Annotated in this window: 12 protein-coding genes; 5 read left to right on the forward strand and 7 right to left on the reverse strand. The window is 70.3% G+C overall.

Translation table 11 applies throughout. The features are described from left to right. Positions 1–34 precede the first annotated feature (34 nt). Positions 35–2,377: an exo-beta-N-acetylmuramidase NamZ domain-containing protein gene (locus tag VKN16_27615; GenBank protein ID HME97989.1), complete on the forward strand. Its 2,343-nt coding sequence runs from the start codon at positions 35–37 to the stop codon at positions 2,375–2,377. Between the two features lies 1 nt (position 2,378). Here VKN16_27615 and VKN16_27620 read toward each other — a convergent pair whose 3' ends face one another. After that, positions 2,379–3,329, reverse strand: a complete 951-nt coding sequence (locus VKN16_27620) for a polysaccharide deacetylase family protein (protein ID HME97990.1) — start codon at positions 3,327–3,329, stop codon at positions 2,379–2,381. Between the two features lie 11 nt (positions 3,330–3,340). Next, positions 3,341–4,840: a putative glycoside hydrolase gene (locus VKN16_27625; GenBank protein HME97991.1), complete on the reverse strand. Its 1,500-nt coding sequence runs from the start codon at positions 4,838–4,840 to the stop codon at positions 3,341–3,343. Positions 4,841–5,068: 228 nt separating this feature from the next. Between VKN16_27625 and VKN16_27630 the strand changes: the two genes are divergently transcribed. Together VKN16_27630 and VKN16_27635 are read left to right on the forward strand one after the other, a co-directional pair. Beyond that, positions 5,069–5,926 (forward strand): alpha/beta hydrolase, encoded by an 858-nt coding sequence (locus tag VKN16_27630; protein HME97992.1) that lies wholly within the window; start codon positions 5,069–5,071, stop codon positions 5,924–5,926. A 26-nt stretch (positions 5,927–5,952) separates the two neighbouring features. Beyond that, positions 5,953–6,156, forward strand: coding sequence for a hypothetical protein (locus VKN16_27635; protein ID HME97993.1), 204 nt, complete (start codon positions 5,953–5,955; stop codon positions 6,154–6,156). A 9-nt stretch (positions 6,157–6,165) separates the two neighbouring features. Here VKN16_27635 and VKN16_27640 read toward each other — a convergent pair whose 3' ends face one another. Next, complete coding sequence (locus VKN16_27640) at positions 6,166–6,435, reverse strand: helix-turn-helix domain-containing protein (protein ID HME97994.1); 270 nt, start codon at positions 6,433–6,435, stop codon at positions 6,166–6,168. Positions 6,436–6,530: 95 nt separating this feature from the next. Between VKN16_27640 and VKN16_27645 the strand changes: the two genes are divergently transcribed. Further along, entirely contained in the window at positions 6,531–7,676 is a 1,146-nt protein-coding gene (locus VKN16_27645) for a citrate/2-methylcitrate synthase (protein HME97995.1), read from the forward strand. 14 nt (positions 7,677–7,690) lie between these two features. Here VKN16_27645 and queC read toward each other — a convergent pair whose 3' ends face one another. Further along, a complete protein-coding gene (queC, locus tag VKN16_27650) occupies positions 7,691–8,383 on the reverse strand; it encodes a 7-cyano-7-deazaguanine synthase QueC (protein HME97996.1) in 693 nt (230 codons plus the stop codon). Continuing rightward, on the reverse strand, positions 8,383–9,054 hold the full coding sequence (locus VKN16_27655; GenBank protein HME97997.1) for a 7-carboxy-7-deazaguanine synthase QueE: 672 nt from the start codon (positions 9,052–9,054) through the stop codon (positions 8,383–8,385). Before VKN16_27655 ends, queC begins: the two co-directional genes overlap by 1 nt. A gap of 122 nt (positions 9,055–9,176) precedes the next feature. Here VKN16_27655 and VKN16_27660 point away from each other — a divergent pair, with 122 nt between their 5' ends. After that, positions 9,177–9,452, forward strand: a complete 276-nt coding sequence (locus tag VKN16_27660) for a hypothetical protein (protein HME97998.1) — start codon at positions 9,177–9,179, stop codon at positions 9,450–9,452. 9 nt (positions 9,453–9,461) lie between these two features. On the opposite strand, the gene VKN16_27665 is transcribed toward VKN16_27660, so the two are convergent. Together VKN16_27665 and VKN16_27670 are read right to left on the reverse strand one after the other, a co-directional pair. Then, the gene (locus VKN16_27665; protein HME97999.1) at positions 9,462–10,178 is read right to left on the reverse strand and encodes a ubiquinone/menaquinone biosynthesis methyltransferase; all 717 of its coding nucleotides are present in this window, start codon (positions 10,176–10,178) and stop codon (positions 9,462–9,464) included. Further along, the coding region (locus VKN16_27670) for a UbiA-like polyprenyltransferase (protein ID HME98000.1) at positions 10,175–11,005 on the reverse strand (831 nt) is incomplete at its 5' end. The genes VKN16_27670 and VKN16_27665, both read right to left, overlap by 4 nt.

Here is an 11,005-nt window from a genome sequence, read left to right on the forward strand (position 1 = left end):
GGCGGCACCCGTGGTCAGCCCGTATCATGGGGCCATGCGGTTTTCGGCAGTCCTGCTCCTGTTCGTGCCGCTCGTGATGTCGATCTCCTCTCCGCTTCGGGCGCAGACCACCGGATGGACGCAGGCCGCGGACGATGCGGTCCGTGACTCGGTCGCCGCGTCCGAGGTGCCGGGCGCGGTGCTCCTCGTCGGCCAGGGCGATCAGATCCTCCACCGCAAGGTGCTCGGCTGGCGCGCCACCGTACCGGCGCCCGAGCTGATGACCGCCGACACCATCTTCGACATCGCCTCGCTCACCAAGGTCGTGGCGACGACGCCCTCGGTGCTGCGGCTGTGGGAGATGGGCAAGATCGATCTCAACCAGCCGCTCGGCCACTATCTGAAGGAGTTCAACACGCCCGCCTACCAGGACGTGACGGTGGCCCGGCTGCTCACCCATTCGGCGGGCTTGCCCGACCTGCCCTCGCGCGAGGCGATGACCCGCGGCTTCCCGAAGGCGGCGGAGCTGCAGGCCAAGGTCGGACTCTCGGTCCCGCCCGGCGGCACGTTCCTCTACAGCGACACCGGCTTCATCCTGCTGGGCGAGCTGGTGCGTCGCGTGAGCGGCCAGCCGCTCGACCGCTTCGCCCAGCGGCAGTTCTACACGCCGCTCGGCATGCGCGACACCGCGTTCGCCCCGCCGGTGTCGTGGCGCAAGCGCATCGCGCCCACCGAGGTGGTGAACGCGCACGGGCCGCTGCGTGGCGTCGTGCACGACGGCAACGCGCGGCTGCTCCACGGCGTGGCCGGGCACGCCGGCGTATTCTCGACCGCGGCCGATCTCTCGCGATTCTGCCGGATGCTGCTCAACGGGGGGCAGCTCGGCGGGCGGCGCTACCTGAAGGAAGCCACGGTGCGGGCCATGTTCTCGCCGCACGTGATCGGCGAGTCGACGCGGGGGCTGGGCTGGGACATCGCCTCGCCGTACTCGCGTACGCTGGGCGCCTACTTCCCCGCGGGCTCGGTCGGGCACACCGGTTACACCGGCACCGCGATCTGGATGGATCCGGCGAGCCAGGTGTACATGATCCTGCTCACCAATCGCGTGCACCCCTACGGCAAGGGGACCGTGGCGGAGCTGCGCCGACGCATCAGCGCGGCCGTCGGCACCCGGTTCGCTCCGCGCGAGGCGCCGCCGGTGGAGACCGCGACCGTGGAGACCCAGACGCCGGGGCCCGCGTCCGACCCGCCCGCGCGGCCGGAGGGCCCGACGGTGACGGGACTCGACCGGCTCGTCGCCGAGGACTTCGCGCTGCTGGCCGGGCGGACGATCGGGCTGATCACCAACCAGACCGGCATCGACGGTCAGGGTCGCCGGGGCGTGGACCTGCTGGCCGCCGCCCCGCAGGTCCGCCTGCGCGCGCTCTTCTCGCCCGAGCACGGCATCACCGGGCAGGTCGACGCCAACGTCCCGCACGGCCGAGACGCGGCCACCGGGCTGCCGATCTGGAGCCTGTACGGGCCGACGCGTCGTCCGTCGCCGGAGATGCTGAACGGCATCGACACGCTGGTCTTCGACATCCAGGACGTCGGCGTCCGCTACTACACGTACCTGACCACGCTGGTCTACGCCCTCGAGGAGGGCGGTCGACGCGGAATCCAGGTGGTGGTGCTCGACCGGCCGAATCCGATCACGGGCAGCGTCGTGGAAGGGCCGCTGATGGATCCCGACATGCGCTCATTCACGGCCCCGCACACGATTCCGGTGCGGACCGGGATGACCATCGGCGAGTTCGCCCAGATGGTAGTGGCCGAGCGGAAGCTGCCGGTCAAGCTGACGGTGGTGCCGCTCGACCGGTGGCAGCGCGGGCAGTGGTTCGACGAGACCGGCCTGCCGTGGGTGAATCCATCGCCCAACATCCGGACGCCTACACAGGCGCTGCTGTATTCCGGCGTGGGGCTGCTGGAGGCCACCAACCTGTCGGTCGGTCGCGGCACCGAGCTGCCGTTCGAGGTCGTCGGCGCTCCGTGGATCAGCGATCCCCAGGTGCTGGCCGACGCCATGAATGCCCGGGGTCTGGCCGGCGTGCAGTTCCAGCCGATCTTCTTCACCCCGACCTCGAGCGTCTACGCGGGACGCAGCGTCGGCGGCGTGCAGCTGAGCGTGACCGACCGCGATGCCATTCGCGCGGTCTCGGTGGGGCTGGCGCTGGGCCGTGAGCTGACCGAGCGCTACGGCGCCCAGTTCCACCCGGCTGCCATCCAGAACCTGCTGGTGAATCGCTCGACGATGTGGTCGTTCCTGCGGGGGGATCCCTTCGGGCGGCTGCTCGCCTGGGCCGACGCCGCCCACGCCTCGTTCCTGCAGCGACGGGCGTCCTACCTCCTCTACAAGTAGGCTACTTCCGCTCGATCACCCGCGCGGCCCGCACCGCGCCCAGCTTGCCCGCGTTGCCGCTGACCACCGTGATCGTGCCGGCATCGCCGTCGCTCACGTAGCGATCGCCCGGATTGCGGTCGAAGTACGTCAGCCAGTAGTCGAGATCCTTCTCGACGGCCTGGATGCGAGGCAGGTGCAGGGGATCGAAGCTCTTCGCGTGCGGGGAGGGGGCCGCCCCGCCGGCCACCATGAGGATGGCGTCATGCTTGTAGGCCATGGCCTTGGCTTCGCCCGAGACCGCCCAGCCGAGCTCCTTCGGATAGCTGCCCATGGGCAGCGCGAGGGTCCGGAAGCGGTAACCCGGCACGTGGCGCTGCACCCACTCCTGCGCGCCGGCCAACTGGTCGCGCACGACCGGCCCGGGATAGCGCCCGAGCTCGGCGTGCCAGAGCGAGTGATTGCCGATCTCGTAGCCCTGGCTCGCCAGGTACTGCAGCTTGCGGGTGGCGAGGTCGGGCTGGTTGAAGAGGCGATTGGGGGGATTGGCGCCGGGCAGCACGTAGAACGTCGCGGCGCGCCCGAAGCCCGGATGCTCGCGCGCGAACGCTTCCAGGATGCCGAGGCCGCACTCGGGATCGAGGACCCAGTCGGCGCCGCGCTGGATGTAGCGGAACTGGCCGGGCGACGAGTCGTCGAAGGTGAGGATCACCGGTGAGGTGCCCGCGGGCAGGGTCATCTTGCCGTCGAGATATTCGGTCAGGGCAACGAGGCGGTAGCCGCGCTCCCAGAGGCGGGTGAGATCGCGCTTGAAGTTCTCGGGGGTGCGGGTCCAGCGGCCCTCGGGATTGTCGATCTTGTGGTACTCGAGGATCATGACCCGGCCCAGCTCGTTGGGCTCGCGGGCCGGAGCCTGGGCGGAGGCCAGGACGGCGGCGCCCAGAGAGACGGCGACCAGGACGATCGCGAGCACGCGACGCACGGCTACGGCGACGACTTGGAGATGGCGGTGGTCTTCGGGCGAAGCGCCGCGCCGGTGTAGTCGTTCTTCGGGTTCCACAGCATCCAGCCGGCCGCGCCGCCGTCGTCGGCACCCTTGATCTGAGCGCGGATCTCGCCCTGGCCGAAGATGCGCTTGTCGAACGCGTAGTCCTTGAAGTCCTGCAGCCACGGCCGGACCTGCGCGCCCGGGTTCTGCGAGCGCTGGCGGGTGAGCCGCACGCTCTCCTTCACGATCTCGTAGGGATTCTGCACCGGGTTGCGGACGCCCGGGATGCCCAGGTGGTAGCCCGAGGGGTAGACCATCGGGCACATGTAGTCGAGGCTCACGGACAGCTCCTCGATCCGCTGCCCGATGTCCGTATCGTTGGTGTTGAAGGCGGTGTAGCCGAAGATGTCGGCGGCCAGGAACACGCCGGTCGGGCCCAGCTCGCGGCGCGCCTTGGCCAGGAAGCCGGCGATGGCGGGCAGCCGGGTCTGCGCGTTGTTGGGCTGCGAGTAGCGCGCGGCGGCCAGCTTGCCGTCGGTGGGGAAGCGCACGTAGTCGAACTGAATCTCGTCGAAGCCCTTGGCCGCGGCTTCCTTGGCCACCGCGATCAGGTAGTCCCAGTTCTCTTCGCGGAACGGGTCCACCCAGGCCAGGTTCTCGCGGTCGATCCACGGCTTCCCGGTGCGGGTGTCGATGATGGCGAGGTCGGGCCGCGCGTTCGCGCGGACGTTGTCCTTGAAGGCGACGATCCGGGCGATGGTGTAGATGCCCTGCGCCTTCCAGCCGGCGAGCTGCTCGTCGAAGTCCTTGATGATGACCGGCCCCTGCGCGCCCGCATCGAGCGCGGCCTGCACCTGGGTCCGGTAGGGGATCAGGCCGCGATCGCCCTTGACGTCGATGACGACCGCGTTCAGCTCGGTGCGGGCCACCAGGTCGAGCACCCGCTGCCGGATGCCCCGGTCGGCCACGCCGTAGTAGGTGAGATAGGCCGCCTTGATCGGATGCGCGGGGAGCTTCACGGTCACGTCGGTGTTCTCGGTCGTCAGCTTCTTGCGCTCATAACCGGGAGCCTTCACCCATACCGCGAAGCCGGCCTGGACCGGGGCGGTGGTGAAGCGCCCATCGGCGTCGGTGACGACCTCGACCCGACCCGCCCAGATGGAGGCGCCGCGAATCGGAGAGCCGGTGCCCGCATCGAGCACGCGCCCGCTGATCACCTTCGGCTCGCCCCGCGGCTCGGCCGGCGCGCTGACGGTCGGCGTCTGGGGTGCCGGCGTCGGGGCCTGCGCCTCCGGGGCCGGTGTCGCGGAGGGCTCGACGCCCGCCTCCGGCGACGGCTCGCCGGACACCGCGGCATCCCACGACAGGGCGGCGGCCAGGCGTGTGGACACGACCGCGTCCGGGAAGAGGAGGGCGCACTCGGCGAATCCGGCCAGCAGGGTCAAGAGCAGCAGCGAGGTCCAGGAGAGCGAGCGGGGCAGCGAGCTATCGTCCATTCGTCGGTCTCGAATATTCCTCGATGAGAGGTATGGGCCCAAGAGAAAAGTGAGCAACGACTGAAAGCGAGAGCAACCCGCTTGCCATCCCGACGTCGAGGCAAGTGACTGAAAAGGTGGTTTCCGATTTTCGGATACTCGCCGGCCGCGTCGGCCGGCTGACAAAAGTCCGCCAGGTGACGACGCAGATGGTCACCACCGCGGCGCCTCGCGAGTACAATGCCGCGCATGATCGATCCGACTGGCTTCGCCTGCGAAACCGCTCGTCGCCGCACCCTCAGCGTGAACGGCCTGGCTCTCCATGCGCTGGAGTGGGGCGAGCCCGGTCGCCCCGCGCTCTGCTTCCTCCACGGAGGCTCCGCGCACGCCCATTGGTTCGATGCCGTGGCGCCGACCTTCGTCCCCGACCATCACGTGCTGGCGCTCGATCAGCGCGGTCACGGAGCCAGTGAGTGGTCGCCGATCCCGGCCTACGCCACCGAGGACTTCACCGGTGACCTGGTCGGGGTAATGGACGCGATGGGCTGGGCGCGCATGACCGTGGCCGGGCATTCGATGGGCGGCCACAACGCGATGGCGTTCGCGGCCTGGCATCCCGAGCGGGTGGCCCGCCTGGTCGTCATCGACAGCCGCCCGTCGATTCCGGCCGAGCGGCTCCAGACCATGCACCGGCGGGGTGACCGGGGACCGATGCGGCACGCAACGCTGGAGTCGGCCCTTCGGAGCTTTCGCCTCCTGCCGAGGGAGACGGTGGCGGAGCCGCGGCTGCTCGAGCATCTCGCCCGCGAGGGCATCACCGAGCGCGAGGGCCGCTTCCTCTATCGCTTCGACCCGGCCTGCAACGGGCGCCGCCGACCGACCGACGGGTGGGCCCTCCTCGAGCGCATCACCGCGCCGACTCTCCTGGTGCGGGGCGAGCACTCCCCGATCTTGCCGGGCGACATGGCGGCCGCCATGATGCGGCGGCTGCCGCGGGCCCGGCTCGTCGAGATCCCCGGGACGTACCACCACCTCGTGCTGGACGCGCCCCTCGCGTTCGCGAAGGTGCTGCAGGCATTCCTGAGCGAGCCCGCGGCGGACGCCTGAGCCGGGGTTTGTTACTCTAGCGGGCCATGGGTCTCTACGCCGAGCTGCGGGGCTTCGTGCTGACGCATCGCGAGTGCGGAGTGCTACGCGGGGCGAGCAAGCCGCTCGAGGGGGGCGGCTTGCGGCTGGCCGTGATCTGTCCCTGCGGGGCGCGCTTCGCCCGGTCGGTCAGCCCGCACGACCCGGACGCCGCGCGGCTTCAGGAAGCGCTGGCCGCCTTCCAGGCCTGACCGCCCGGCCTATTCGCGGATCCAGCTCTCCGCGAGCGGGACTTCCGTGGCGCGCGTCGCCCGCGAGTCGGCGTCGTCCGCCGAGGGGGCGAGCCGCACGAGGGCCTCGATCTCGGATCGCCGGTACAGGCGCTGTCGCTTGATGCCCTGCCGGTAGCTCTTGAGCATGCCGCGGCTCACGTACGCATAGAGCGTCTCGCGCTTCACGCCCATCAGGGCGGCCGCCTCGTCCCCGCTCAGATATTCCTCGCCGTCCACCATCACCATGACGCTTTCCATGCTAGCAGCCCGCCGCCTGCCCCGTACGGCGATATCCTGCCCCGTCTATTCTAATCAATGTAAATCAAGTATAATCAACTCGGGAGGACCAAGCCATGGCGACGGCCTACAAGGACGGTCTGGAGGACGTGATCGCGGCGCGCTCGGCGATCTGCCGAGTGGACGGCGAGGCGGGACGGCTCTACTACCGCGGCTACGAGATCGCGGATCTCGCCGCGTCGGTCAGCTTCGAGGACACCACGCACCTGCTCTGGTTCGGCGAGCTGCCCACCGCCGCCGAGCGCGCCGTATTCGCGACGCGGATGGCCGAGGCGCGTCCGCTGCCGGCGCCGGTGCTGGAGATGCTGCGACGGTTGCCGCGCGACTGCCATCCGCTGGACGCGCTGCGCACCGCGGTGTCGCTGGCCGCCGCCTACGATCCCGACGTGCGCTCCAACGAGCCCGAGGCCAACCTGCGCAAGGCCTACCGGCTCATGAACCTGGTGCCCGCCGCGGTGGCGGCCTGGCAGCGCATCCGCACCGACCGCGAGCCGGAGGCTCCCCCACGCGACGGCTCCCACGCGGCCAGCTTCCTGACCATGCTCGACGGCAAGGAGCCGTCCGCCGAGGTGGCCCGCGTGCTCGACGTGATCCTCACCCTGCACGCCGACCACGAGTTCAACGCCTCCACCTTCGCGGCGCGGGTCGCGGTGGCCACCGTCGCGGATCTGCACTCGGCAGTGGTGGCCGCCATCTCGACCCTGAAAGGCCCGCGCCACGGCGGGGCCAACGAGGACGTGCTCGCCCTGCTGCTCGAGATCGGCGAGCCGGGGCGGGCCGAGGCGCTGGTCGAGTCGCGCATGGGGGCGCGCGCGTCCCTGTCCAAGCGCGATCGCGCCAATCCCCGCACGCGCATGCCCGGCTTCGGCCACCGCGTCTACAAGGTGGATGACGCACGGGCCCGGGTGCTCCGGGGCATGGCCAAGTCGATGGCCGAGGCCACCGGCCGTGGCAAGCTCTTCGAGGTGGCCGAGCGCCTCTACGACGCCATGAAGGCGCGGACGACGCTGCCGGTCAACGTGGACTTCTTCTCGGCGGTGGTCTACGACGCCCTCGGCATCCCGCCCGATTTCTGCACCTCGATCTTCGCGGTGGGACGGGTGGCGGGCTGGTGCGCGCACATCATGGAGCAGTACGCGGACAACCGGCTGATCCGGCCCCGGGCCGACTACGTCGGCGTGCCCGCGCGCCGGTTGCGCTAGATCGCGGCCGCGGCTCAGGGCCGGGTGGGGACGGGATCGCGCAGTCCCGCCTCGCTGAAGCCCTTGCGTCTCAGCAGGCAGGAGTCGCAGCGGCCGCACGCGCGCCCGTCCGGCTGAGGCTCATAGCAGGACCACGTGAGACCGAAGTCCACCCCCAGCTCGGTGCCCCGCCGGACGATCTGCGCCTTGCTCAGGTCGATCAACGGCGTGTGGATTCGCAGTCGCATCCGGCCCTCGACGCCGGCCCGGGTCGCCAGGTTGGCCAGGCGCTCGAAGGCCTCCGTGTACTCGGGTCGGCAATCCGGGTAACCCGAATAGTCGAGCGCGTTTACGCCGATGAAGATGTCACTCGACTCGAGCACTTCCGCCCAGGCCAGCGCGTGGCTCAGGAAGATGGTGTTGCGAGCGGGGACGTAGGTGACCGGGATGCCGGCGCTCATCTCGGATTCGCTGCGGGACTTGGGCACGGCGATGTCCGCGGTGAGGGCGGACCCGCCGATCGCGCGCAGGTCGAGACGCAGCACGAGATGCTGCTTGGCCCCAAGCGCGCCCGCGACCCGGCGGGCCGATTCGAGCTCGCGGTCGTGCCGCTGCCCGTAGTCGAACGACAGCGCGTAGCATTCGAAGCCCTCGTCCCGCGCGACGGCGAGGGCGGTGGCCGAGTCGAGCCCGCCCGAGAGGAGCACCACCGCGCGGGGGCTCGCCATCACACGCCTCGCCGGGCGCCCCAGATGAGGATGTGGAGCCGGGGCGAGAACCGGAAGCCGTGCGCCTTGCACGCCTCGACCAGCCAGGGGGTTCGCGCGGCCAGGTCCTCGGCCCGCAGCCCCTCGGGCTGCAGCAGCACGCGGTCGCGGGGCAGGGCGAAGCGCGCCGCGAGAGTCAGGACCTCGTCGACCTCCGCCGGCTCGCCGACCACGAACTTCCACCAGGCCTCGCGCATGAGGAGCGCGCCGATCGCGGCCGGATTGACGCGTCGGTCGTCCGCCACGCCCGAGCCGGCGAGCTTGACCGAGACGTTCCACTGGATGGCCTCCGGCGCCTCGTGCGGTGGCTCGAGCGTGCCCGACGTCTCGACCTCGACGGCGTAGCCATGCTCGGCCAGCGCGCTCGCCAGTGGCGCGAAGAGCGACGATTCGAGCGGCTCGCCGCCGGTGATGACGACGCGGCGACACGGGAAGGCGGCCACCTCGGCGAGCAGGCCGGGCAGGGTCACCTCGCGGCCGGCCGCCGGGTCCCACGAGTACTTCGTGTCACACCAGCGGCAGCCCACCGAGCATCCCTGCAGCCGGACGAAGACGGCAGGCAGTCCGGCGGTGGCTCCCTCACCCTGGATCGAGTAGAACGTCTCGGCGATACGTCCGACGGCGGTACCCATAAACCGTGGAAAATACTATCACCGCTTGCCGGGGCGGGGTCGGCCTCTGTTATCCGCGACCGCCCTCTGTTATCCAGGCCCGCCCTCTGCTATAACGGTTCGCAATCGGAAAGGAGGGTGCCATGGCGGACAACCTGACCGATTCCCTCAAGCACAACCGATTCCACGTCGTGTCGGTGGACAAGGCCGCGGGTACCCTGCGCGTGCGCGGAGAGGCCGAGGCGTGTACCGATCTCCTCTGCGGCGAGGCCCAGGTGGTGACCGACGAGGGGACCAGCACCGACCTCGAGCGCATCAACGCGGGCGACATCGTCGCCCTCGATCAGAAGGACGGCCGCGCCCATCAGATCCGAGTGGTCCGGCGCGTCTGGGAGGACTACTCGAGCCCCGAGTGGTAGCCCGGCCCGTCAGGCGATGCCGACGTGGACGGTGACGGTACCGAGCCCGAGTCGGCGATAGCGCACCCCACGCAGGCCGACCTTTTCCATGACCGCCGACAGCTCCGTGGGCGTCACGAACCGGTCCACCGATTGCGGCAGGTAGGTGTAGGCCTCGCGGTCGCCGCCGACCAGCTGACCCACCCACGGCACCACGTGGTGGAAGTAGAGGCGGAAGAGCGGGGCAAAGCCGGGGGCGCGCATCTGGGTGATCTCCAGCGCGACGACCCGCCCGCCCGGCCGGCTCACGCGCTTCATCTCACGCAGGCCTTGCTCGAGATCGGCCAGGTTGCGCAGCAGGAAGGCGCTGGTCACGCACGCGAACGTGCGGGTCTCGAAGGGCAGGGCGAGGGCGTCGGCGGCCATCAGGCGCACGCGCCGAGCTTCCTCGATCCCGCGCATCTTCTCGCGCGCGACCGCGAGCATGCCGAGGGCGAAGTCGGCCGCGACGACCACGCGATGGGGATGCACCTCGGCCAGGTCGAGGGCCAGGTCGCCGGTCCCGGTGGCCAGATCGAGCGCGGGGCCCTCGGGCGAGGCGATGGTCTGGCGGGCCGCGAACCGCCGCCAGGCGTGGTGCATGCCGAGCGTCATGAGCCCGTTCATCAGGTCGTAGCGCCGCGCGATGCGCGAGAACATCGCGCTGACGAAGCGGGCCTTCTCGGTGCCGTGCAGGGTCTCGGTCACCGCAGCCGGCCTCCGATCACCGAGAAGAAGAGGATCACCGCGATGTAGCCGTTGACGTTGAAGAAGGCGATGTCGAGCCGCGACAGATCGCCCGGGGAGACCAGCGAGTGCTCGTAGACGAGCAGCGCCGCGACCACCAGCACGCCGGCCCAGTACAGGAGTCCCAGGCCCATCATCCAGCCCAGCAGCGCGAACGCGGCGATGGTCAGCACGTGGCACACCCGCGCGGTGGTCAACGCGGCCGCGATGCCGAAGCGGGCGGGCACCGAGTGCAGCCCGTGGCGCCGGTCGAATTCCACGTCCTGGCAGGCGTAGATCAGATCGAAGCCGGCGATCCAGACGGTGAGCGCGAACCACAGCACGTAGACCGGGGGATCGAAGGCGGCGCGCACCGAGATCCAGCCGCCCGCGGCCGCGATCCCGTCGGTGAAGCCGAGGATCCAGTGCGAGAGCCAGGTGAACCGCTTGGTGTAGGAGTAGCCCACCAGGAACGACACGGCGAGCGGCGACAGCATCAGACAGAGCGGATTGAGCATCCAGGCCGAGAGCAGGAGCAAGCCCGCCGAGAGCGTCGCGGCCGTCGTGACCTGCGCGGGCGTGAGCCGGCCGGTCGGCAGATGGCGTTGCGCGGTGCGCGGGTTGGCCGCATCGATGAACCGGTCGGCCAGCCGGTTCACGCTCATGGCGAGCGTGCGTGCGCCCACCATCGCGAGGGTCACCCAGATGACCACGTGCCAGCCCGGCCAGCCGTCGGCGGCCAGCACCATCGCCACGTAGGCGAAGGGCAGCGCGAAGACGGTGTGCTCGAACTTGATCGCGTCGAGGAA

The organism is Candidatus Methylomirabilota bacterium (assembly GCA_035315345.1).
In the GTDB taxonomy this organism is placed as follows: domain Bacteria; phylum Methylomirabilota; class Methylomirabilia; order Rokubacteriales; family CSP1-6; genus CAMLFJ01.